The organism is Octadecabacter algicola (assembly GCF_021532625.1).
Lineage (GTDB): Bacteria > Pseudomonadota > Alphaproteobacteria > Rhodobacterales > Rhodobacteraceae > Octadecabacter > Octadecabacter algicola.
Genome location: NZ_JAKGAR010000004.1, coordinates 172,282 through 195,255, shown reverse-complemented (window position 1 = coordinate 195,255; position 22,974 = coordinate 172,282). Strand labels below are relative to the sequence as shown.

Below are 22,974 nucleotides of genomic sequence, written 5' to 3'. Positions count from 1 at the left end.
TCCGTACAAGGCAGAACGGTCACTCACGGAGGGCGCGCTTTGCCATCTAAAATGTTTGGCGTAGGATTATGAAAAACAAGAGGGACTAAAATGGACTACGCCGAACTCACCAAAGCATTTGGGGCATTTTTTGCGATTATGAACCCATTTGTGAACTTGCCGATCTTTCTGGCGCTGACTGCGGGTTTCACGATCGCGCAACAACGGACACTGGCGCTGAAGATCACGATATTCTCAGCAATTATGTGCGTAATCATCTTGTTCGCAGGCCAAAAAATCATCGGTTTCTTTGGCATTACCGTTGATCAGTTTCGGATCGCCGGTGGTGTTGTATTGGCCCATATTGCGTGGTCCATGCTGAACGGAAGTAGTATTACATCGCACCACGGCACCGACAAAGAACAAGATCACATGCAAGATCTGTCCGGTCTTGCGTTCTACCCAATTACCTTCCCGATGATCGTCGGACCCGGCACAATCGCAACGCTGATAATCTATGCCGGACATGCCAAAGGGATGACTGGACTGATCGCCGTTGGTGGCGTCGTGGGGGTGATTCTTGCGATGCTGTTTGTTGTGCTGTTCTTTGCCTCGTTCTTTGGCAAGGTTCTTACAGATACGATGCGCGTTATCATGACACGTCTGATGGGTATGATATTATTGGCAATCGCAGTTGAGATGATCGTTGCGGGTATAAAAGCTGTTCTTCCGGGGCTGGCATAAGGGGACGAAAATGAAACTGTTTAATCCAGACAACCACACCAAATCCGAAGATCATAAGCGGCTCTACGCTTTGTGCGAAATGGCCTACACAGTGGTTGATTTCTCTGCAGCAGCACTGTTCGTCATCGGAAGTTTTCTGTTCTTCAATGAAAGTACAACCTACTTCGGAACATGGCTTTTTGTCGTCGGGTCCGTGCTGTTTGGGTTGCGCCCCACAATTAAGCTTTATCGTGAGATCGGATACCTTAGGCTTGGTGATTACGACGATATCGCCAAAGGATGAAACGTGCAGGTCGGTTGGTACTTCAACGCCTATGATTGCCCTCCTGACGAGGCGGGGTGCGGATCTACAGCCATGCACTTCGGACCAGTCGCTTCAATTCAACGGCGAATGAGCTAGATTACACGGAGTAAATCCAATGACTGAATTTCTGCTCACTCTACATCTACTTATCGTAGTCGGGTTTACCGTTCGTATCTTGTTGCGAGATGATCTTTCACCACCCGCACGACTGGCATGGTTCATTGTCCTGATGGTGCTGCCTTTTGTCGGTAGCGTTATCTACTTTCTGTTTGGGGAAATCGATCTTGGGAATAAGGCCAATAAACGCCATACAGAAATCTTCGATCAAATCCGAGCTAAAGCGACTCATCTTATGGGAAGCAAGGAGGAGGCAAACCGCCTGATCGATCCCCTTTACAGGTCCGCGTTTCAGTATGCGGGTTCGATCAACGGATTCCATACAGTCGAAGGAAATAGGGCCGAGTTGATGGCGAATGCGGCTGCGACCAATGCGCGCCTGATTGCTGACATCGATGCCGCGCAAAGCCATGTCCATGTCCTGTACTATATTTGGCTGGGCGACCAAACCGGCACAGACGTTGCGCACGCCTTGATCCGTGCCGCGCGCAGGGGCGTTATCTGCCGCGCCATGGCGGACGGTTTGGGGTCGCGGGCCTTGATCAAATCGCCTCTGTGGCAAGACATGAAGGATGCCGGTGTCCACATGGCAGCGGCTTTGCCGTTGAACAACTTGATCCGCACACTTCTGACGAGCCGGTTTGATCTTCGAAATCACCGCAAAATAACCGTCATCGATAGCAAGATAACCTATTGTGGAAGCCGGAACTCCGCTGATCCCGAGTTTCTGGTTAAAGCGAAATACGCCCCATGGGTCGACATCATGCTGCGGTTTGAGGGCCCCATCGTTGCGCAGAATGAATTGCTGTTTCTCAGTGACTGGATACAGGCAACAGATGAAAACCTTGATGAGTTCGAATTAACCGCCGCCGCAAAGCAGGGCGGGTTCGCGGCCCAAGTCATGGGCGACGGGCCAACTGAACGCAAAGGGGCCACCCCGCAGCTGTTCGCGAGCCTCATAGCATGTGCGCAAGACACTTTGACACTTTCAACGCCCTATTTCGTGCCGGATGCTACCGTGCTGGAGGCGCTTTGTGCGGCCGCGCATCGTGGTGTCATCGTTACTTTGATCTTCCCACAAACCAACGACAGCTGGATCGTGGCTGCCGCAAGTCGAAGCTACTATCGCAAACTTCTGTCGGCTGGGTGCGAGATACATGAATTCAAGGGCGGGCTGCTCCACGCCAAGACGCTCACGATTGATGGTAAGGTTTCTTTGATTGGTTCCTCAAACCTCGACTTGCGCAGCTTTGATTTGAACTACGAAAACAACATCCTGTTGCAGGACAATGAAACAACTGCGGCAATCCGAAAACGCCAGGGTGAGTACATTATTCAATCAGACCGGGTCGCGCTGTCGGATGTCATCGCTTGGCGCGCGCATCGACGCATCTGGAACAACGTCATAGCCACCATTGGTCCGGTACTTTGAAAGGATAGTCCTTATGACAATGCTCGATATTACAATGATCGCAGGGTTGGTGATCGCCTTTTTCATATTGGTCAGCGGACCAGTACGAAACAACAAAGGGTGGTCGGCGACGGTCACACCTTTAGCATCGATCATTGGTAGTGGCTTCTTGGTGTCGGTGCCTCTCTTGGCCAGTGCGATTGGCATTTGGGCCGTGGCCGCCGTTGTTGGTTTGACATTCTTGGCCTTCTTGATTGGCGGTGCCATTCGCTACAACATTGCGAAGGGCGAACCTATCTTTGACGCGGCTGAAGTTGGCCACCCGATAAAGTCGATTGAGACACTTTCGCATCTGGTTCTGATAGGTGCGTACTTTATCTCAGTTGCGTACTACCTCGTATTGTTGTCTGCATTTGGCCTAAAATTGATCGGCTGGAATGACCCGTTTTTAGGAAAGGCCGTGGCGACAGCAATGATCTCGGCAATTTGTTTCGTTGGTGCAACCAAAGGGTTGGAGGGCGTCGAGCGTGCAGAGAAATTCACTGTCAGTGCTAACCTTGCGGCCATTGCTGCACTGCTGGTGTCTTTGGTCATTTTTGGATTCACGCTGCCAGAAACTTATAGTTGGACAGCGGCCTCGAAACAGACTCACGAATTTGATTGGGACACCCTTCGGTTCCTGATGGGGCTTTTGATTATCGTACAAGGCTTTGAGACAACACGTTTCATGGGGCAGATGTATAGCGGAAAGGTTCGCATATCCGCAATGAAACGTGCACAGATCGTTTCTTCATTGGTTTACGTTTGTTTTTTCATTCTGATGATCCCACTGTTCCCTTACTTCACGTCCACAGCGGATGTTGCCGGATTTATTGATGTGATTGGGCGCGTATCGCCTTGGTTGCCCTATGTTGTCACTGCGGGTGCAATCGCCAGCCAGTTTAGTGCCTCCGTAGCAGATTCGATTGGCGCAAGCGGATTGGTTAGCACGACAACCAAAGGGCACATTACCCCGAAACACGCCTACCTTGTTATCGGTGCCGTTGCGATTTGCGTTATTTGGTCAACCGATGTGGTGTCCATCGTTACTCTCGCCTCGCGAGCGTTTGCACTGTTTTATGCATTGCAATGCGTGGTTGCCGTTCTCGTCGCGCGTCACAAAGGCGATAGTGGCAAAGAGAAGTGGTTTGGTTTCCTGGCACTTGTTGCATTTGCCATAGCGGTTCTGGGGATTCCGGCCAGTGGCTAACTTCAAAAAGAATTAAACTTCGGAACAGGTCAAATTGAGGACAGGTCCTTACGTCTTTGTAGCAAATGCAAATGGAGACGAAAATGCAAAGAATCAAAACTCAACACCGTTCAATTGGTGCCCTCAGCGTCATAGCAACCCTTGGCGCGATGGTGTCGACTTCCGCTATGGCCGCTGCAAACGGCGGCAACGGTTATGTAGAACTTGTCGAGGATGTAAGCCCCGCCGTGGTGTTCGTAGAAGTTACGGCCAGTGTTCAATTGGCGGGTGCTGAAGCAAGCCCTATGGACGACCCTCGCTTCGAAGAATTCATGAAACGATTTGGCGGTGAGATACCTCAACAAGGCCGCAGCACCCCTCAACAGGGCGTCGGTTCCGGCTTTATCATTTCTGATGACGGCCTGATCGTGACCAACCACCACGTCATTGATGGCGCGGCACAAGTCACGATCAAGATGGCCGACGGTGAAGAATATGATGCGACCATAATCGGCTCTGACCCGCTGACAGATATTGCTCTGTTAGATATCGAAGGCGATGATTTTCCGACAGTTTCATTTGGCTCATCTGACGAACTGCGCGTTGGCGAAGAAGTGATCGCAGTCGGCAGCCCCTTTGGCCTTGGTGGGACGGTGACGTCTGGCATCATCTCTGCCAAATCCCGCAATATCAACGCGGGCCCGTTCGATGACTATATTCAAACCGATGCTGCTATCAATCGTGGAAACTCAGGTGGCCCTCTGTTCAACATGGACGGTGAAGTTGTTGGCGTGAACACAGCGATCTATTCACCAGACGGCGGTTCGGTTGGGATCGGCTTCTCAGTTCCAGCCGATCTAGTCACAAACATCGTGGCAGACCTAAAGGATGATGGTGAGATTGAGCGCAGTTGGCTAGGCGTTCAAATCAAACCCGTGAGCGAAGACGTCGCGCATGTGCTTGGGCTAAAGGCTGGCGAAGGCGTGATGGTCGAAGACGTTGTGGCCGATAGCCCTGCGGAAGCCGCAGGTATTGAGAATGGCGACGTGATCTTGCGGTTCGCAGGACAGGACATTGTTGAACTGCGTGATCTGACGCGGGGCGTCGCAAACGAAGCATCTGGGTCAGTTGCCGAAATCGAAGTGTTCCGCGGTGGCGAGCAATTTGCGCTCGAGGTCACTCTGGAAACTCGTGAAGACAAGGAAGCTTAAGGCCAATAGCCCGATGACGAACGGCCCAAATCTACGACACTTCCGGGTGTGAGGTTTTCTCTCACCCGGAATAATCAAAGGAACTTAGAATGACTGGATCAAATGTGCTGCGCGAACGACTGGACGCGCTTTCTGCAAAACTCAAGGAAGTAACAGCCTCAAAGCATGCAAAGAACCGCTGGCATGATGGCCACACAGCAACGAATGCAGAGCTGTCAAAGCGGTATCACGACATTAAATCTCGTGTCGACGAAGACGTTGAACATGAGGATGCGTTAGGAAATCATGTGTCCGATTTAGAGTACTCTTTGCGAGAATGGCTGGAAGACCTCAATTATTCAACGGATTGATCTCGCTGCATGTTGAGCAACAATAACGGCCATCCAGTACGCAAAGGCGAATTTAGAAATGACTAACCTTCCAGAAGATGATGCGGCCACTGAAACCCGGCGTGACTTCCTATATTACGCGACCGCTGGCGCAGGTACTGTTGCAACTGGCGCTGCTGTTTGGCCGCTAATTAATAGTATGAACCCTTCCGCAGATGTGCAGGCACTCTCAAAGATCCGTGTCGATCTGTCAGAGATCGAACTGGGGACGCAGCTCACCGTGATTTGGGGTGGGAAGCCAGTGTTCATCCGGCGGCGTACGGAAGAAGATATCCAAGAAGCCCAGAGCGTCGACGTTGACGCATTACCCGACCCGATTGATAGAAACCAAAACAAGCCCGGACTGCCTGCAACTGATGAGAACCGCGCATTGGACGAAAGCGGAGAATGGCTCGTCATGATCGGAGTCTGCACACATCTGGGATGTGTTCCGCTTGCCGATTCCGGCGATTTCGGTGGTTGGTTCTGCCCATGCCACGGGTCACATTATGATTCCGCTGGGCGCATTCGCAAAGGGCCTGCTCCACAAAATCTTCTTGTTCCGACAGCTAAGTTCACATCCCAAAGTATACTGGAGCTTGGTTGAGTTTGTTTGAGATTAGGCTGCCAAGTTCATGGGCTCTGAACAACATCCGGAGGAACGCAATGTGTGAAGACCGGCCGTTAAATAAATCTGATCGAAAGTCTGCTTTGTCCGCATTGCGGTCATCGCACCCCGAAATTGCTGCGCTCCCACTGCAATGACCGCTTAGGGAAAGCTTCGCTGCAGCGTGGCGCCCCATCGCGAGCGGCAGCTTTGGGCCGTTCACGTCATTCGACACTAGGGGCGGGAAGCGGTCATTCGCTGCGGCCGCGCAGTATTCCTGGGAGGGGCGCGAAAGCTGCCATTTAGTGAGTTACCCTGATAGAGATTCCCTTGACCGATTTGGTCTTGGCATCGCACCTAACGGCGCATCCGGTTCACTAGATCAGTTCGCGAGTCAATCACGCTGAATAACGAAGCGGGCCGCTATGCCGGTTGCCGTGTCCTCAAATGAGAGGGAGCCACCATGTAGCTTAGCTATCGTCGCTACAATCGTCAGGCCCAAGCCGTGACCATCGATCGTCGCCGTGTTCTCGCCACGCTGAAACGGTGCTAACAGGTTTTCGATGTCGGCAGCAGTGCTTTGAGACCCCTCATCCTCAACCAAAATGGTGACAGTGCGCGCGTCCGTTTCCAACGATACAGTGGCGCGGCGCCCATATTTAAGTGCATTGTCTATCAGATTGGTTATGGCCCGTTCGAGGGAAACAGGCCGTCCCGAGACGACAACATCGCGATCGTTGGACAACACTCCGTATCCTTGGCGGGACATGAAAATCGATTTCGCGCCTGGCATGATGACGTCTTTGACAATTCGGAATGTAACAGGCCTGCCGACGTCTTGGTAGTTTGCAACAACCGCATCCAAGAGTGACGTCAGCGACAGGTTGCGTGGTTTCTCAGCGCCCATTTCAACATGCGTGTAGGTTAGCACACTTTCGATGATGCCCGTCATGCTATCGAGGTCTGCTTCGAATTTGCGCCGCAGTTTTTGATCTTGAACCAAAGCTGCACGCAGGCGAAGCCGAGTGGCCGGAGTGCCAAGATCGTGGCTGACACCCGACAGAACCGCGGCTCGACCCGCCAATTGCTCGCGTTCAATTTCAAGGTAACTGTTTACCGCGCCAACGATTTCCTGCAGTTCCTGCGGGCCTTCGGCTTCATATCGGGTGGGTCCACCGACGCGACGGCGGTTTCGCAATTGCCCCGCGAAAGCTGAGAAACTGGAGGGGAGGTTCAGCGCCACCGTCATAAGAATACCAGTCCCGATGACGGCTACCAACCCCGCCAGAATGCGTCGATCGGGCGGCAAAGCGGCACAGCCCCATATCCTTTGGCCATCAAAGTGGACCCAAGCGCCATCGCCCATGCGGGCCACCACAAACGGGTCGCTGCAAAAAACTGCCAGCTTACGGGTGATCTCTCCCATGGTTTCAGCGGCGGTCTGGCCGTCGCGATGAGGCAGATCCGCAAGGCCATAGGTGAGGCTCGGGGATAGGATGGCCATTGTCACGGCGGCCCCGGTTGTCTGATTGGCGGCATCGGGCAAGATTGGAACGATGGTGATTAGCGGCGCCTTAGGAGTGCCATGGATTTGGCGAAATGTCCCAGCGTTTGCATGGATTTGATCGACGTCGGGTAAGGCGCGCATCGATACCCCCTCCGGTGGTGCCGTGCCATTTTGCATAGCGTAATACAGTGTCACACCGGCAGCGTAGGCACTGGCGCTGTGGGCGCGCCAACTGGCGGAGGATTTCGTCCACGTCCAAAGGGTGCCCGCACCGATAACAAGGGCGGCCAGCACCAGCGTAGGGCCAATCACGCGCAGGCTGTTGAACCTGACGCTCATGTTTCAGAGACCTCGACGTCCACAGCAAAAACATACCCGACGCCCCGCTCCGTCTTAAGAATCTGAGGATCCTTGGGGTTGGTTTCGATCTTGTTGCGTAAACGGCCAACAAGCACATCAATCGCCCGGCCGGAAGCTTCGTTTGCGGTCTGGGTTTCTCCAGTGACATCCAGTGACGTCGCGATTTCTTCGCGTGTCAGGGGGATATGTGGATTGGCGAGGAGCACTTGCAGCAAGGCGGTTTCACGGCGCGACAGGGTGATCTGGATATGTGCGGGTGACAGGACCTCGCCCGATTTGGCGTCATATAGCCAGCCGCTGAAACGGAATGAGTTGGTGTTGCGGCGGTGAACAAGGGATGCGGAGCGGCGCGTGCGTGACAACACGGCCTTTACCCTCGCCAACAACAACTCTGGGTTAAAGGGTTTGGCAATGTAGTCGTCCGCGCCAACGGCGTAGCCTTCCATACGTTGGCTGTCCGCGGATAGGGCGGAAACCATGATGATCGGCACATCCTGTTCTGCGCGCAATTGGCGGCAGATTTCCAACCCGTTTTCATCGCCGAGCATTACGTCAAGCAACACGAGGTCAACGCGCCCTCCATCGATATGGGTTCGCACTTCTGCCTCGTTGGCGGCCGGCAATGCTATTGTTCCATTTTGGCGTAGGAACTGCGTCATCATCTGACGCATGTCCATGTCATCATCAACAACTAGGATTCGTGGAATTGCCATGCATTGCCCCTTTCTGATCTAGTTCTATGTAACATCGTGCAACAGAATCCACGCCTTCGTAACGTTGTGTAACGAACCTGCCGAATAATTGCATGATCAGTGTGAAAGGCCGCATCCCAGCCGTTGCATGGCTGAAGCTGGGGCACCAAGGTCACGGCACTCTGCCCGTGATGGGCATTTCTTTGGGAGGAAACCAAAATGAAATCTTACGTATTGAGCACCGCATCCGCGATTGCAGTTTGTGCCGCTGGCCCAGCTTTTGCTGACGGTCACGCGGAAGCTGAAGTTCTGCACTACTGGACATCTGGCGGCGAAGCTAAGTCCGTTGCCGTTCTACAAGAAGAATTTGCGGCCAACGGTGGCACTTGGACTGACATGCCAGTCGCTGGCGGCGGCGGTGACGCGGCTGGTACAGCGCTGCGTGCACGTGTTCTGGCTGGCAACGCACCGACAGCAGCGCAAATCAAAGGCCCAGCCATTCAGGAATGGTTCCAAGAGGGCGTTCTGGCTGATATCTCTGCCGTTGCGGAAACTGAAGATTGGGCAAACTTGCTGCCAGCATCCATCGCAGCACACATGCAGTGCGAAGGCACTTGGTGTGCGGCTCCTGTAAACGTTCACCGTGTTGACTGGATCTGGGCAAACACAGAAATCCTTGCCGCTAACGGTATCGAGATGCCGACGACTTGGGACGAGTTCAACGCTGCAGCCGAAACACTGCAAGCGGCGGGCATCATCCCGCTCGCACACGGTGGTCAGGCTTGGCAGGACGCGACTGTGTTCGAAACTGTTGTTCTTGGTCTTGGCGGAGCTGAATTCTATCAGGCAGCTCTCGTAGACCTTGATCCAGAAGCATTGACATCTGATACGATGGTTGCTGTTTTCGATCAGATGCGCACCATGCGCGGCTACGTTGACGAAAACTTCTCTGGCCGTGACTGGAACCTCGCTACTGCAATGGTCATGAACGGCGAAGCCGCATTCCAAATCATGGGTGACTGGGCAAAAGGTGAATTCATCGCTGCTGGTAAAGTGCCGGGTGTTGATTTCACATGTGCATCCACTCCAGGTGATGGCTACCTCTACAACGTCGACAGCTTTGCAATGTTCGAAGTTGACGGCGAGGAAAAAGCAGCTGGTCAGGCGCTTTTGGCTGAACTCATCATGGGGCCAAACTTCCAAGAAGTGTTTAACATGAACAAAGGCTCCATCCCGGCACGTACAGACGTAGATCTGTCCGGCTTTGATGAGTGTGCGCAGATTTCCGCGGCTGACATGGCGTCCACCAACGAGGGTGGCACACTGATGCCATCTTACGCACATGGCATGGCGCTGTTTGGTGCGCAGTCTGGCGCGATCACGGATGTTGTGACAGCTCACTTCAACTCTGACATGTCCTCCGCCGAGGCTGTTCAGATGTTGGCGGATGCTGTTGCGAACTCCCTGTAATCGCTAGCGATTACTGAAACCGGTCCCATCCCGTTCGGGGTGGGGCCACCAAACAAAGGGGGGACATCACATGACACGCTGGTTGCAAGACAACATGCCAAAGATCGTATTGGCGCCATCATTCATCATAGTCATGGTGTTTGTGTATGGTTTTATCGCCTGGACCGCATGGGTGTCGCTGACTCGCTCGCGGCTGATGCCGCGCTACGAGATCGACAGCTTTATTCAATATGAACGCCTTGCCGCATCTCCGCGCTTTGAAACCGCGATGGTCAATCTTGCCATTTTTGGCACGCTGTTCATTGTGATCGCCATGGTGCTGGGCCTGCTTCTGGCAATTCTGCTAGACCAAAAAATCCGCACTGAAGGGGCGATCCGCACGATCTACCTTTACCCTATGGCTCTGTCGATGATCGTCACAGGCACCGCATGGAAGTGGATCCTGAATCCTGAGCTCGGGATTGAGGCAACAGTCCAAGGCTGGGGCTTTGCCGGTTTCGAGTTCGGATGGCTCGTCGATCCTGACAAAGCGATCTACACGGTTGTGATTGCCGCGATCTGGCAGAGTTCCGGTTTTGTGATGGCACTGTTTCTAGCTGGCCTGCGGTCTGTGGACGAAGAAATCATCAAGGCCGCGCAAGTTGATGGCATCCCCACATGGCGCGTCTATTCTGCTATTATTATTCCGTCGATGGCCCCGATTTTCCTCAGTGCGTTTATCGTGCTGGCGCACCTTGCGATCAAAAGCTTTGACCTTGTCATTGCCTTGACGGGAGGGGGCCCCGGATATGCTACCGATCTCCCCGCGACCTACATGTATGCGATGGCATTTTCGCGCGGTGATATTGGTCAGGCGGCCAGCTCTGCCATGGTGATGATGCTCGTCGTCTTCGCGATTGTTGTCCCCTACCTCTATTCGGAATTGAGGACCAAAGATGACTGATTTGTCTTACAACCCGTCCCGCGGCCAAAGCCCGGCAACAAAAATGGCTCTGCGCATTGTGCTTTATCTCCTGCTGGGCCTGTTCGCACTGTTCTATTTGATGCCGCTGTTTGTGATGCTCACAACCTCGCTCAAATCGCTGGATGAAATCCGCACGGGCGATTTGGTGTCATTGCCACGAGAAGTGACATTTGATGCGTGGCGCACCGCATGGTCCACTGCTTGTACAGGCATTCAATGCGAAGGCGTGCGCCCCTACTTCCTCAACTCGCTGCTTATTGCGATCCCTGCCGTGATGATCTCGACTCTTGTAGGCGCGCTGAACGGCTATGTTGTGGCGCAGTGGCGGTTCAAAGGTGCAAACATCTTCTTTGCGCTGATGCTGTTTGGCTGCTTCATTCCGTTTCAGGTGGTTCTGCTTCCAATGGCGCGGATGTTGGGGATCATGGGCGTCGCGGGCACTATTCCCGGCTTGATCTTTGTTCACGTGATCTACGGCCTCGGCTTTACCACGCTGTTCTTTCGCAACTACTACGTCAGCATCCCATCAGAGCTGACAAAGGCGGCGAAAGTAGACGGCGCAGGGTTCTTCCGCATCTTCTGGTCGATCTTCCTCCCCCTGTCTTTGCCGATCATCGTTGTGACTGTCATTTGGCAGTTCACCCAAATCTGGAACGACTTCCTATTCGGCGTGAGCTTTAGCCAAGCGGGCACACAGCCTGTGACGGTCGCTCTCAATAACATCGTAAACTCAACCACTGGCGTCAAAGAATACAATGTAGATATGGCCGCTGCGATCATCGCCGCCTTGCCAACTCTGTTTGTGTATGTCGTTGCCGGCAAATATTTCATCCGCGGTCTGACCGCAGGTTCTGTGAAAGGATAATTTCCATGGCCCCCATTTTAGAAGTGAAGAACCTGTTCAAGAACTACGGCAGCACCGAAGTCCTGAAAGACATCAATGTGTCCATCGACGAAGGCGATTTTCTTGTCCTCGTCGGCCCGTCGGGTTGTGGTAAATCCACGCTGCTGAACTGCATCGCAGGGCTGGAGCCGATCACCGGAGGGGATTTGTTCATTGGCGGGCAGAACATGACCAACGTCAGCCCCAAGGATCGCGACATCGCGATGGTGTTCCAATCTTACGCCTTGTACCCGACCATGACGGTTGCAAAGAACATCACGTTCGGGATGAAGGTGCGCGGCATTGATCAGGCGACACAAGATGCCAAGCTCAACCAAGTGGCGACGCAGCTGCAGATCGAACCCCTTTTGCACCGTAAACCGGGGCAATTGTCCGGCGGCCAGCGCCAACGTGTAGCCATGGGGCGCGCCCTTGTGCGTGACCCCAAGCTGTTCCTGTTTGACGAACCGCTGTCCAACCTCGATGCCAAACTGCGCGTTGAAATGCGCACCGAAATCAAATCGCTGCACCAACGCCTTGGGGCATCCATGGTTTACGTTACCCACGACCAGATCGAGGCCATGACACTGGCTACCAAGATCGTTGTGATGAAAGGTGGGATAATACAGCAAATCGGCACCCCTGCTGAAATTTACAATCGCCCTGCCAATTTGTTCGTTGCTGACTTCATGGGGTCCCCTGCCATGAATCTTATCCCCGCCAAAACTCGTATGAATGGCAAAGGGATGCTGGTTGAAATAGACCGCAAAGACGGTGACCCGATAGTGCTGACAGATACACGCAACAAGGACTTGCCCGAGAATGTGATCCTTGGCGTGCGTCCGGAAGACATTGCCGATGCTGCACTTGGCCGCGCCGGGGAGACGCAGGAAGCGGATTGCGTGATCGACATTGTCGAACCTGCTGGTGCCGACACTTTTGCGGTGATGCAACTTGGCGGCAAACATGTAACAGCGCGACTGCACGCCGAGACGTCCGCGTTAGCGGGGCAAGCCCAACGTCTTACGTTTGATCTTGGAAAGGTGTCCTACTTTGAACCTGAAACTGGGCTTCGATTGAACTAGCACATGCGTTTGGTAGCTGACATTGGGGGGACCAACGCGCGTATCGGGTTGTGTGAGGACGGCAAGATCGTGCCAGAGACGATCCAAAGCTACGCAAATGACCAGTGGCCCAGTTTTTATGAAATGCTAGCGAGCTACCTTAAAGGCCAGTCACCCGCAGAGCTTACTGAAATGGTGATTGCAGTTGCAGGTCCTGTCAGAGATGCCCGGGCTGAGTTGACCAATCGAAATTGGGTTATTGAAACCGCAGGGTTGGAAAAGTCATTCGGTATCGTGCAGGCAACTCTGCTTAATGATCTAACCGCCTTGGGACATGCGGTGTCTGTTCTTGCGCCTAAGAGCCTCCAAACTCTCTACCGAGGCCCAAAGCCCTATCCGCAGGTCGGGCAATCCTTGGTTGTCGGGGTTGGAACCGGCTTCAATGCGAGCGCCATCATCAAGACCAAGGGGGCGGTGAATTGCCTGAGCGCAGAGGTAGGGCATATTTCAATGCCACTCAGCATATCTAAGGGCCTTGAAAAGAACGGCGTGCAAGTTGACAGATTTCCAACCGTCGAATCTTTGTTTTCAGGTCGGGGCTTCAGTGCATATTGCCAGATTGTCAGCAATGACAACAAGCTTCAGGGTGTCGATGCAATCGCAACGTACGGACAACCGGATGCGACCTTTGCAACTTCTGCTGTGGATCAATACGCGGCCCTCTTCGGCCAACTGTTACGCGAATTGTGTCTGGTCTACATGCCGGACTCCGGTATCTACCTTGCAGGCAGCGTAGCGAGGGCGGTAACTGCCAAATCGGCGGGTCATTGTACTGAAACCTTTGCAAGGCATTGCGATATCCGAGACGTACAATCTTCTGATCTGTTCACAATTTTGGATGACCACGCGGCACTCAACGGGTGCACTGCATTCGTGCAAACGAGCTAGGTATAGTCCGAGTGAACCTCGTTTTTCTTGCACGGCAATTCGAAATGAGGCGTGGACGTTAGAATCTCAGAATGCAAATCTGCTATGGAGGGCCGCATTGTCTGCACCGTGATTTCGACACAATCCTGATCTCGCGCTCTCAGCGAACGGCCGGTTTGACGGGCCGCAACGCAGCGAGGCGAGTGCGCGATGAATGTCTCTTGTGGGCCGTAAGTGTCAGCCAACATCGCCCCCGGAGGCCGGGATGCTGCAGGGCGGAGAATGATCGGATAGAGCCCAGAATGACTGATGCTGCGTCATGCTGGAATGACTGCTGTACGAAGGATAGCTGGAAAGGTCCGGCTCAACTTGTTTCATAAGGGTTGGATAACGGAACGGGCTTCTTTGCGTTTGTACAGAGCAATGGCCAATGGCATCTTGTGAGAGAACACTGAGCAGGAGCAATAATGCTAATTAAAGTTGGCGATGATCGCACCTCAAACATTGATCTGGTTCTGGCAGGCCTTTTGTCCTCAATAGCAGGGGCGCTAAACGCCGTCGGATTCCTTATTGCAGGGACGTTTACAGCGAATATGACGGGCAACATTTCGGCCTTTGCTGACAGCTTTGCAAATGGTGCCGTTGTTATGTCGATGTCGTTCTTGGGTCTGGTCGCAGCGTTTATCTGTGGTGCAAGCATAGCGGCCTTGGTCATACAAGCGGGAGAAAAGAGGAACCTTCGGTCAATCTACGCCCTCGCAATAACTGCCGAGGCCGTCATACTTCTGCTGATTGGCGCGGCGCTTATTCTGTCGTTCGCTCACCCTCATGAGACATTTCCAGTCTTTGTTCTCAGTTTCGTTATGGGACTTCAAAACGCGGTCACGACGATGATCTCACGGGCGCGGGTACGCACAACCCATGTGTCAGGAATGGCAACCGATATAGGAATCGAGCTGGCGGCTGCAGTAGGTGACGCAAAGTCTCGGAAAGATGCCTCGCCAAAGCTCAAACTACACAGCTTGACCCTCGTCAGCTTTACCATTGGGGGCGTCAGCGGGGCGCTACTGTTTCAACTTGTAGGGAGTTGGTTGTTTGTGATCGCTGCGTCTGTGTTGTTGCTCATAGCTGTCCCTGAAGCCCTCCGAGCGCATCGTACCTGACTTCAGCTTCTGACTCCCGAAAATGACAGCCTATTGAACGGTTCGCAGAACCGTAGATTGGCGAACTTAAAGCGAAGGTCTGAAAGGCCCGCTCAGCCGACCTCGGACATGTCTAAATGTTGCGCGACCCTGTCAATGTCGGCTTTCTGGAAGCTGCGTCGCAGCAACTGGCTAACTCGCGAAGGTCCGGTTTGGGCCGTTCGTGAACATGTTGCCCTTCGCTTTGGGGCCGTGACGCCGCACCGCCGCTAACGGCAGGTTGCGGACCTTCGCTGCGCCCGCGAACTAGTTCAGGCGATCAGAGTACAGCGGACGCAAGGGACCGCCACTCAGTTTCTTCGATGTGCAAACGCAGCTAATGTATGGAGCGAGGTCATTGCGTAAGAGGTGGTTTCTTGCGGTGTCTACTCACAACATTAGATGCAGCTTTTATGCAGGCGATTTGCGCTGAAATGCAAGAAGGCCAGTTGTTTGGGACTCTTGCATTGGTCGCGCTACAGCCAAGAGTCGTCGCCGCGCCATAGACGCATCAACGGACGGGAAAACCTCTCGGCACCATAAGCTACAAGCGCTTTGCGATGACGCCAGCCGGAGGCTCGTAGTAGCTTGTTATTGTTCTAGCAAGTCGTTCAGCGATCAAGGTAGTATGTGATATTCAAGCGGACTATGCCATTTTCGTTAGATTGCCGCGCCTGAACAATTATACGCGCATCGTCTTTCACTAGTATTTCGCGCGTTCGGCCTCCCACCTGTTCCTGACTTGATGTAAAACCGAGCCTTGCTGACGCGGCGGCTGAACGAGCAATAAGCTCTCTATGGGCTGGTTCGATTTGTCTTATATTACTGCCACTATCCAAACCGTAAATGCTGATCCCGCAAACTGATTGTCTCGTTTCATGTGGCCTAAAGCGAACCGAAACAGAAGATCGAGTCGCCAGCAATTGGACTTTCGGTCCCTCTTTTTCCCACGAACCAGACGATAGTACATAGCCAAACGCAGCAAGGGAAATGTCGCTTTGCTGGTCATTTTCAAGCGCATTCAAACAAGCCGCCGTCGCAACATCGACTTCTGCGCCGAAGTTTAATGGCGGTTGTGATTCCGCCACAGCAATCTCTTCCGCAGTCAAGGCTTTGTCAGGCAGATCACAGGCGGTCAATCCAAAGAAGGCGGCTGCCATTAGCGTCGCACTTTGGAATGAACGAAAGTTATGTCCAAAGCGTGCCGTAAAGATTGTCATCAAAAACACTCCAGTTTGCGCGCATACGATGGGAAAAAGTTTATAAGCGCAACAGGTTTGTCACTGTTGCGAAATTTAACTAAGATCACGGCGGCGTCCGCTGACTAATTGCAAGGAAATAGCTTTCACGCATGAGACACCCATAGGTGATGACGTCAGACAGTTTTTGAGGTTATCGAGCATGTGCAGAATCTTCCTAACACTTATGATTTCAGCCCTAATTCCGACGGTTCCGGCAAATGCACAAAGTTTGGCTGATCTAACAAAACTGTCAGATGCCGTTTGGTCGGTATCCGCCTCTCAGTCCGACAACATACGCGTCCTCGAAGACGTCGCCCTAGGTTATTATCCGTCGGCTACTTTCAATGATGACACACTTCAGGTCCTTCAATCTGACTGGGCTGATGACGCCCAACAATATTCCGTTCATTTTCCCAACTACGGTCGACTTGACTCGATAACCTGTATGATACTGAACACAGGGGGGATTGCCCGCGTTAACACCCTCATTACGCAGTATGGGGATGATGTGCGCGACCACCTTCCGCCTCCGCTCCATGAGTTTCTTTGGCCGACATTGGCTGAAGAGCTGAACAAAAATATTATATCGATTCAGATATGTAGTGGTACCTATCACCCACCTGAAGATCGGGTAAACTACAGCGCCTGGAACCAATGGTATGACTTTCTTGAACTACAGTTTCAAGCTGCAAACATGAAGGTATATCGACAGACAAGCCCGTCTGAATCGTATTTGGCAGGTTTCCTGACTGCTGAGGGAGATGTGTGCGAAGAGAATAGCTGCATAATTGCAGCCGGACCATTCAGTGTCGTGGTACCTGAATTGAATACCAATCAAGCTACTTTTGCGGTGATGTCGGTGATACGTCCGTAATGATCAATGTCGCTCAATCTGAACGGCAAGAAAGACGTATACAACAAGCCCAGCTGAAAAATTCCGAGACTCGATCTAACCGGATGAGTCAAACTCTCAAAGTATAAGCCGACAGAGCTTCTAAGAACGCTGACGATGTCTAGAGGCGGCGCAAGGCCTTTCACCGTCCAATCAAATCTAACAATGCCAGAACCATTTCAGCGCTCCAACGAGCCTAACAACAAACCCTCTCTTAGCAAATGACCCTATTTGGACCCATAGGTGTTGACGTCAGACAAAAACACCTGACGCAAAAATGGCCGCCTTAGGGCGGCTTTTTTTATGTTTTGATGAAATTAACTGTGGAAAACTTATACTGCATCGAATGGAAGTCTAGCCTGTACAATGGAAATAGCCTGTATAATAACAAGGGCTTATAGATTTGAGTGGGCCTGAATTGGTTGATTTTTCAACTTGTTGATGCGCCAAACAGTGGCTTTCAAACTTTGTTGATCTATCTTCGCCGGCTCACCTAACAATTGCGTCAATCCAGTCACGGAAACATGCGACTGCGGAACGGATTTTGCGGTCTGGGTCGGCAACTAAATAAAAGTTCTGGGTGGTGGGGACAGCCTGTTCGAAAGGAATAACTAAATCGCCGCGCTTGACGTAGTTTTCAGTAAACAAGGTATCCACAATTGCGATACCGCGACCCGCCGCAAGACTTTCGAGCGCAAGTAACGAGGATTCCACCGATATCCAAGTGGGCGGAACCGCACTATCCACCCCCAATTTACCAAACATGCGCGGCCAGTCGTTTTCGGAACCAACAATACTAACAATGTCTGCATTCTTGAGCTGACTTGGATCCCCTTTCAGAGAATTGGCAACTTGCGGGCTGCAAATCAGAGAAGCGTGACCCCGCCTTAACTGCCAAATGTCGCGTTCTGGCCAGTCGCCGTTGCCATAGCGAATATCCACGTCGATAGTTGCATCATTCAGCCGATCCGACCACACAGTGGTCGACACCACGATGTTAATCTCCGGGTGCAAGGCGCGGAATTCGTGCAATCTGGGAACAAGCACAATCACCCCAAACGAGATAGACGCACGCACGTGCAGTGTCGTCTTTTTCTGGGTCTGGAAAAGCCCGTCCGTTGCGGTCTGAAGGTCGACAAATGATTGCCGAACAGGTTGTGCATAGGCCTGACCGATGTCTGTCAATTCGACACCCTTCGGCAACCTTTTGAACAGCTTCATCTCAAGTGTTTCTTCGAGCAGCTTGATATGTTGGCTAACAGCCGCGGGCGTGAGACTTAATTCATCTGCAGCAGCTGCAAAAGATCCATGGCGCGCTGCGGCCTCAAAGGTGCTCAGCCAGGTTACATGCGGAAGGCGTCTCATGGCGGTGTCCTAATCGTTCTTGTAGCACAATTGCCGGCATTTTTATTGCCAATCAACCCTCGATGCGCAATCAAAATTAGGTCTAAGCCGCAAGTTTGTTTGTTTGCGCAGGCGCGTCTGGTCGGCTCTTTTGGTGGCTCCTAGTAAGGCGGACGCACACTTTGTATACCTGTGATTTTGATTACATCATTGTTGGCGCGGGATCTGCCGGTTGCGTTTTGGCCAACCGGCTATCCGAAGGGGGTAGGTTTACTGTAGCCCTGCTTGAAAGTGGGGGGAGTGATGCGCGTTTCTGGGTCAAGGTACCTTTGGGCTATGCCGTTAACGTCGCCAATCCTAAAGTGAATTGGGGGTTTCGCACCGAGGCCGACGAAGGGTTAAATTCCCGTTCTATCAGTTGGCCCAGAGGGCGGCTCATTGGCGGCTCGAGCTCGATAAACGCAATGACCTACATAAGGGGGCTGGCGCAGGATTTTGATGATTGGGCGCAGGCGGGTGCTTCCGGCTGGCACTGGGACAACGTGCGCAGTGTTTTCGAGCGTTTAGAAACCCACTCCGAGCTTACGCCAGATGGGCGCCACACGCGCGGTGATGGGCCGGTCTGGGTGTCGGACTTGTCTGACCGCATGATGCCGTTCTCTGACACCTTTTTGGACGCAAGTCGGGACGTCGGCCATTCTGTTATCCCTGACCTGAACGCAGACGGGGCTGACGGCATCGGATATTACCGCAGCACGGTGCGCGGCGGGTTAAGGTGGTCTTCTGCGGACGCGTTCTTGCGGTCTGCAAAGCGGCGCGCGAATTTGCGCATTATCCGCAATGCGGATGTTGCTCGTTTGACGATTGAGCGCGGGAGAGCCACTGGCGTCTCCTTTGTTCGAGGGGGGGAAACCAGCCAGATCACCGCCCGCAAAGAGGTTATTGTGTGTGCTGGCGCGATCAATTCCGCGAAATTGTTGCATTTGTCGGGTATTGGTCCCGCCGCGTTACTGAAATCTCACGGTATTTCGGTGGTGCGCGACCTGCAGCAGGTTGGGCAAGGGTTGCAGGACCATTTGGCCATTTCCTATCAATTTGGAGCAACAGAACCGACGCTGAACACGCAGTTGGGCGGGATATTGGGCAAGCTTCTGATGGGCGCGAAGTATTTGCTGACTCGTTCAGGCCCATTGTCTGTGCCCGTCAATCAGGTGGGTGGGTTTGTACGCTCAGATCCGCGCAAACGAATGCCGGACATGCAAGTTTACTTTAATCCGGCGTCTTATGCGATGACGCCGTCAGGCAAAGCAATTCTTGATCGCACTCCCGGCTTCCAGATTTCAGCACAGCCGTGTCGTCCGACGAGCAGGGGGCGTGTCGAGATCGTGTCGTCTGACCCGCTGGTTGCACCCAGCATCCAGCCTAATTCGCTCGCGACGGATGAAGACAAGGGCGCAGCTGTTCAGGCGGGCAAGGTTCTGCAGAAATTTGCCGCGGCAGAAAGCCTGATGGCCGTGACAACACAAGCCAAAACACCTGACTTGATGGCGCTGGACGACGATGGTTTGCTTTCTGATTTTAAACAACGTGCCTCTACCGTCTATCATCCGACCTGTACGTGCCGGATGGGGCGTGATGAAAAGACATCGGTCTTGGACGCACGTTTGCGAGTTCATGGCGTTGGCGGAGTGCGTGTGGTTGATGCATCTGCCTTTCCCAACATTACCTCCGGCAATACAAATGCACCGACAATGATGTTGGCCATGCGTGCCGCCGATTTGATCTTGGAGGATGCTTTGTGAAACTTGCCACGTTAGAAACCTTTGTGGTGGGCAATCCGCCGCCGCGCCATGGTGGCCGATATTTCGTCTTTGTCCGCCTAACGACGACCTGCGGCATCACGGGCGTTGGCGAGATTTACAACGCCACATTTGGCCCCGATATCTGCTGTGCTATGGCCCGCGATATGTTCTCCCGCCACTTCGAGGGGGCCGATCCCCACCACATCGAGGCCCTGTTTCGCAAATCCTATGGGGCGGGGTTCACCCAACGGCCGGACGTTAGCGTCATGGGCGTTTTCAGCGGCTTGGAAATGGCCTGTTGGGATATTGTCGGAAAGGCAGCTGATACGCCTGTTTATGAGCTTTTGGGAGGGCGCGTAAACGACCGCTTGCGCAGTTATTCCTACATATATCCAGCCAGCGGTGACGTTTATCCGGACCCCGAAACACCCAATGCCTACAATGATCCCGCCATCGCCGCCGAAGTGGCCGTAAGTATGGTCGAACAAGGTTTCACCGCCTTAAAATTTGACCCTGCCGGACCGTTTTCGATTTATGATGGTCGCCAGCCCGGACTGGAGGATATTGCCCTTAGCGTAGCATTCTGCCGTGAGATCCGTGCAGCCGTTGGGACGCGCGCGGACCTTCTGTTTGGCACGCATGGTCAGTTCACGGTATCTGGTGCCAAGCGCATGGCACGCGCGCTAGAGCCCTTTGATCCGTTGTGGTTCGAGGAACCCATCCCGCCTGAAAATCCCGCTGATATGGCACAGGTCGCCGCCTATACATCCATCCCGGTCGCCGCCGGAGAGCGGTTGTGCACCAAGCACGAATTTGCCCGTATGCTTGAGGTCAGCGCCGCGTCAATTCTGCAACTCAATCTCGGGCGTGTCGGTGGCTTGTTGGAGGCCAAAAAAATCGCATCGATGGCTGAAACACGTTCAGCCCAGATTGCGCCGCACCTTTATTGCGGCCCCATCGCCGCGTCTGCCAACATTCACATAGCCACCTGCACCCCGAATTTTTTGATCCTCGAAAGCATCGGCACATTTGATGGGCCGTATATGTCCGCCGTCAAAGGCGGGATCACATGGGACGACGGCTATATTATTCCGCCAACTGCGCCCGGTTTGGGGCTGGAACTGGATGACGCTGCAATTGCAAAACTGCCATACAAGGACGACGCGCTTCACCTAGAAATGGCGCAAACACCAATCACACCATGACAAAGGATTTCTCATGCTAATACTCAATAAATTCTACATTGATGGCGCGTGGGTTGATCCTGCGACTGATACAACAATGCCCATTATGAATCCCGCCACGGCAACACAGATTGGCACGATAAGCATGGGCCACGGGGCGGATGTTGACCGCGCCGTGGCCGCCGCCAAGCGCGCGTTTGAAACGTTTTCAATGACGTCCAAAGAAGAGCGCCTTGCGCTCTTGGAGAAGCTTCGTCTTGAAACGAAAGCCCGTCTGGGTGACCTCGCCGCTGCAATGACATCGGAAATGGGCGCGCCCGCGACGATGTCGCTTGAGGTTCAGGCCGATGCCGGACTTGGCCACCTTGAGGATTTCATCAGGGCGCTCGAGGAGATGGATGAGGAAGAGGTTTTGCCAAACGGTGACATCATCACCCGTGAACCAATAGGGGTTTGCGGCCTCATTACGCCATGGAACTGGCCGATCAACCAGATCGCCTTAAAAGTGGTTCCAGCGCTTGCCACTGGCGCGACCTGCGTTCTTAAACCGTCGGAACACACACCGATTTCCGCGCAAATCTATGCTGAAATTGTGGACGCTGCCGGATACCCGGCCGGTGTATTCAATCTTGTACAGGGGGATGGGCCATCCGTGGGCGCCGCAATGTCACAGCACCCCGATATCGACATGATGTCGTTTACCGGGTCGACCCGTGCGGGCACTGCTGTTTCGCGCGATGCAGCCAGCGACATCAAGCGTGTCACGCTTGAGCTTGGCGGCAAATCACCCAATCTTGTGTTCGCTGATGCCGATCTGCCCAAGCGCGTTGCCGAAAGCGTTGAGGGTTGTTTTTACAACACCGGCCAGTCTTGCAATGCACCGACGCGCCTTCTGGTGGAGCGCAGCTGTTACGACGAGGTTCTGACCCTCGCCAAAACTGCAGGCGAGGCCCAAACGGTCGGCGACCCCGCGCAATTGGGCGATCACATCGGCCCGTTGTTCGACAAAATTCAATACGACCGTGTGCAAGAAATGATTCAGGTCGGGATTGATGAAGGTGCCAAGCTGCTGGTCGGCGGACTCGGCAAGCCTGAAGGTCTTGAAAACGGATGGTTCGTGAAGCCCACGATCTTCTACGATGTTGACCACGACATGCGGATATCGCGTGAGGAAATCTTTGGCCCTGTTCTTGTGATTACTCCTTTTGACGGCGAAGAAGACGCGATCGCCATGGCCAATGACACCGACTATGGATTGGCCGCCTATGTGCAATCCGGCGACGAAGCGCGCGTGTCACGCGTTGTGCGGCGTCTGCGTGCGGGGACGATCCAGATTAACGGGCGTGGGCCGGATTACGGGTCGCCGTTCGGGGGCTATAAGCAATCTGGCAACGGACGCGAGGGTGGGGTGTTTGGCCTTGAAGACTACCTAGAAGTGAAGGTGCGCCCACCCTTCACGCAGTAAGACCCAGACTCGAAAACAAAACGGCGCGG

The 22,974-nt window shown here is 53.4% G+C and carries 21 protein-coding genes; 17 read left to right on the top strand and 4 right to left on the bottom strand.

Annotation, left to right across the window (positions count from 1 at the left end):
* Positions 1-90: 90 nt before the first annotated feature.
* The 7 genes from L0666_RS16065 to petA all read left to right on the top strand — a co-directional run bounded on the left by L0666_RS16065 (position 91) and on the right by petA (position 5,969).
* Entirely contained in the window at positions 91-723 is a 633-nt protein-coding gene (locus tag L0666_RS16065) for a MarC family protein (protein ID WP_235262404.1), read from the top strand.
* A 10-nt stretch (positions 724-733) separates the two neighbouring features.
* The gene (locus tag L0666_RS16060) at positions 734-1,006 is read left to right on the top strand and encodes a YrhK family protein (RefSeq protein WP_235262403.1); all 273 of its coding nucleotides are present in this window, start codon (positions 734-736) and stop codon (positions 1,004-1,006) included.
* 136 nt (positions 1,007-1,142) lie between these two features.
* Complete coding sequence (cls, locus tag L0666_RS16055; protein WP_235262402.1) at positions 1,143-2,576, top strand: cardiolipin synthase; 1,434 nt, start codon at positions 1,143-1,145, stop codon at positions 2,574-2,576.
* Positions 2,577-2,589: 13 nt separating this feature from the next.
* Entirely contained in the window at positions 2,590-3,804 is a 1,215-nt protein-coding gene (locus L0666_RS16050; RefSeq protein ID WP_235262401.1) for a hypothetical protein, read from the top strand.
* 83 nt (positions 3,805-3,887) lie between these two features.
* Positions 3,888-4,994 carry a trypsin-like peptidase domain-containing protein gene (locus L0666_RS16045; protein WP_235262400.1) on the top strand — a complete coding sequence of 369 codons (1,107 nt, stop codon included), beginning with the start codon at positions 3,888-3,890 and terminating at the stop codon, positions 4,992-4,994.
* Positions 4,995-5,083: 89 nt separating this feature from the next.
* Positions 5,084-5,344, top strand: a complete 261-nt coding sequence (locus tag L0666_RS16040) for a hypothetical protein (protein ID WP_235262399.1) — start codon at positions 5,084-5,086, stop codon at positions 5,342-5,344.
* A 58-nt stretch (positions 5,345-5,402) separates the two neighbouring features.
* Positions 5,403-5,969, top strand: a complete 567-nt coding sequence (gene petA / locus L0666_RS16035; protein WP_235262398.1) for a ubiquinol-cytochrome c reductase iron-sulfur subunit — start codon at positions 5,403-5,405, stop codon at positions 5,967-5,969.
* Between the two features lie 394 nt (positions 5,970-6,363).
* Here petA and L0666_RS16030 read toward each other — a convergent pair whose 3' ends face one another.
* Positions 6,364-7,815, bottom strand: coding sequence for a sensor histidine kinase (locus L0666_RS16030; RefSeq protein WP_235262397.1), 1,452 nt, complete (start codon positions 7,813-7,815; stop codon positions 6,364-6,366).
* Positions 7,812-8,549, bottom strand: coding sequence for a response regulator transcription factor (locus tag L0666_RS16025; protein ID WP_235262396.1), 738 nt, complete (start codon positions 8,547-8,549; stop codon positions 7,812-7,814). The genes L0666_RS16030 and L0666_RS16025 overlap by 4 nt, the downstream gene beginning before the upstream one ends.
* 198 nt (positions 8,550-8,747) lie before the next feature.
* Here L0666_RS16025 and L0666_RS16020 point away from each other — a divergent pair, with 198 nt between their 5' ends.
* The 6 genes from L0666_RS16020 to L0666_RS15995 all read left to right on the top strand — a co-directional run bounded on the left by L0666_RS16020 (position 8,748) and on the right by L0666_RS15995 (position 14,999).
* Positions 8,748-9,998: an ABC transporter substrate-binding protein gene (locus tag L0666_RS16020; protein WP_235262395.1), complete on the top strand. Its 1,251-nt coding sequence runs from the start codon at positions 8,748-8,750 to the stop codon at positions 9,996-9,998.
* Between the two features lie 70 nt (positions 9,999-10,068).
* Positions 10,069-10,941, top strand: coding sequence for a carbohydrate ABC transporter permease (locus L0666_RS16015; protein WP_093995238.1), 873 nt, complete (start codon positions 10,069-10,071; stop codon positions 10,939-10,941).
* The gene (locus L0666_RS16010) at positions 10,934-11,827 is read left to right on the top strand and encodes a carbohydrate ABC transporter permease (protein ID WP_235262394.1); all 894 of its coding nucleotides are present in this window, start codon (positions 10,934-10,936) and stop codon (positions 11,825-11,827) included. The genes L0666_RS16015 and L0666_RS16010 overlap by 8 nt, the downstream gene beginning before the upstream one ends.
* Positions 11,828-11,832: 5 nt before the next feature.
* On the top strand, positions 11,833-12,930 hold the full coding sequence (locus tag L0666_RS16005; protein ID WP_235262393.1) for an ABC transporter ATP-binding protein: 1,098 nt from the start codon (positions 11,833-11,835) through the stop codon (positions 12,928-12,930).
* A gap of 3 nt (positions 12,931-12,933) precedes the next feature.
* Positions 12,934-13,857, top strand: coding sequence for a glucokinase (locus L0666_RS16000; protein ID WP_235262392.1), 924 nt, complete (start codon positions 12,934-12,936; stop codon positions 13,855-13,857).
* Between the two features lie 446 nt (positions 13,858-14,303).
* Positions 14,304-14,999 carry a YoaK family protein gene (locus tag L0666_RS15995; protein ID WP_235262391.1) on the top strand — a complete coding sequence of 232 codons (696 nt, stop codon included), beginning with the start codon at positions 14,304-14,306 and terminating at the stop codon, positions 14,997-14,999.
* Between the two features lie 629 nt (positions 15,000-15,628).
* Here the strand turns inward: L0666_RS15995 and L0666_RS15990 are convergent.
* Complete coding sequence (locus L0666_RS15990) at positions 15,629-16,237, bottom strand: hypothetical protein (protein ID WP_235262390.1); 609 nt, start codon at positions 16,235-16,237, stop codon at positions 15,629-15,631.
* 250 nt (positions 16,238-16,487) lie between these two features.
* Here L0666_RS15990 and L0666_RS15985 point away from each other — a divergent pair, with 250 nt between their 5' ends.
* Complete coding sequence (locus L0666_RS15985; RefSeq protein ID WP_235262389.1) at positions 16,488-17,132, top strand: hypothetical protein; 645 nt, start codon at positions 16,488-16,490, stop codon at positions 17,130-17,132.
* Positions 17,133-17,639: 507 nt separating this feature from the next.
* On the opposite strand, the gene L0666_RS15980 is transcribed toward L0666_RS15985, so the two are convergent.
* Complete coding sequence (locus L0666_RS15980) at positions 17,640-18,515, bottom strand: LysR substrate-binding domain-containing protein (protein WP_235262388.1); 876 nt, start codon at positions 18,513-18,515, stop codon at positions 17,640-17,642.
* Positions 18,516-18,676: 161 nt separating this feature from the next.
* On the opposite strand from L0666_RS15980, the gene L0666_RS15975 reads away from it, so the two are divergent.
* The 3 genes from L0666_RS15975 to L0666_RS15965 are packed head-to-tail and all read left to right on the top strand — an operon-like array spanning position 18,677 to position 22,945.
* Entirely contained in the window at positions 18,677-20,296 is a 1,620-nt protein-coding gene (locus L0666_RS15975) for a GMC family oxidoreductase (protein ID WP_235262387.1), read from the top strand.
* A complete protein-coding gene (locus L0666_RS17205; protein ID WP_235262386.1) occupies positions 20,293-21,501 on the top strand; it encodes a mandelate racemase/muconate lactonizing enzyme family protein in 1,209 nt (402 codons plus the stop codon). The genes L0666_RS15975 and L0666_RS17205 overlap by 4 nt, the downstream gene beginning before the upstream one ends.
* A 13-nt stretch (positions 21,502-21,514) precedes the next feature.
* Entirely contained in the window at positions 21,515-22,945 is a 1,431-nt protein-coding gene (locus tag L0666_RS15965; RefSeq protein WP_235262385.1) for an aldehyde dehydrogenase family protein, read from the top strand.
* The last annotated feature ends 29 nt before the right edge of the window (positions 22,946-22,974 follow it).

Excerpts from the sequence above, each read along its gene's own strand:
- L0666_RS15980 (WP_235262388.1), bottom strand. The coding sequence starts at position 18,515 with ATGAGACGCCTTCCGCATGTAACCTGGCTGAGCACCTTTGAGGCCGCA.
- cls (WP_235262402.1), top strand. The coding sequence starts at position 1,143 with ATGACTGAATTTCTGCTCACTCTACATCTACTTATCGTAGTCGGGTTT.
- L0666_RS16005 (WP_235262393.1), top strand. The coding sequence starts at position 11,833 with ATGGCCCCCATTTTAGAAGTGAAGAACCTGTTCAAGAACTACGGCAGC.
- L0666_RS15965 (WP_235262385.1), top strand. The coding sequence starts at position 21,515 with ATGCTAATACTCAATAAATTCTACATTGATGGCGCGTGGGTTGATCCT.
- L0666_RS16025 (WP_235262396.1), bottom strand. The coding sequence starts at position 8,549 with ATGGCAATTCCACGAATCCTAGTTGTTGATGATGACATGGACATGCGT.
- L0666_RS16065 (WP_235262404.1), top strand. The coding sequence starts at position 91 with ATGGACTACGCCGAACTCACCAAAGCATTTGGGGCATTTTTTGCGATT.
- L0666_RS16020 (WP_235262395.1), top strand. The coding sequence starts at position 8,748 with ATGAAATCTTACGTATTGAGCACCGCATCCGCGATTGCAGTTTGTGCC.
- L0666_RS15990 (WP_235262390.1), bottom strand. The coding sequence starts at position 16,237 with ATGACAATCTTTACGGCACGCTTTGGACATAACTTTCGTTCATTCCAA.
- L0666_RS16000 (WP_235262392.1), top strand. The coding sequence starts at position 12,934 with ATGCGTTTGGTAGCTGACATTGGGGGGACCAACGCGCGTATCGGGTTG.
- L0666_RS16045 (WP_235262400.1), top strand. The coding sequence starts at position 3,888 with ATGCAAAGAATCAAAACTCAACACCGTTCAATTGGTGCCCTCAGCGTC.
- L0666_RS16010 (WP_235262394.1), top strand. The coding sequence starts at position 10,934 with ATGACTGATTTGTCTTACAACCCGTCCCGCGGCCAAAGCCCGGCAACA.
- petA (WP_235262398.1), top strand. The coding sequence starts at position 5,403 with ATGACTAACCTTCCAGAAGATGATGCGGCCACTGAAACCCGGCGTGAC.
- L0666_RS16030 (WP_235262397.1), bottom strand. The coding sequence starts at position 7,815 with ATGAGCGTCAGGTTCAACAGCCTGCGCGTGATTGGCCCTACGCTGGTG.
- L0666_RS16060 (WP_235262403.1), top strand. The coding sequence starts at position 734 with ATGAAACTGTTTAATCCAGACAACCACACCAAATCCGAAGATCATAAG.
- L0666_RS16015 (WP_093995238.1), top strand. The coding sequence starts at position 10,069 with ATGACACGCTGGTTGCAAGACAACATGCCAAAGATCGTATTGGCGCCA.
- L0666_RS16040 (WP_235262399.1), top strand. The coding sequence starts at position 5,084 with ATGACTGGATCAAATGTGCTGCGCGAACGACTGGACGCGCTTTCTGCA.
- L0666_RS15995 (WP_235262391.1), top strand. The coding sequence starts at position 14,304 with ATGCTAATTAAAGTTGGCGATGATCGCACCTCAAACATTGATCTGGTT.
- L0666_RS16050 (WP_235262401.1), top strand. The coding sequence starts at position 2,590 with ATGACAATGCTCGATATTACAATGATCGCAGGGTTGGTGATCGCCTTT.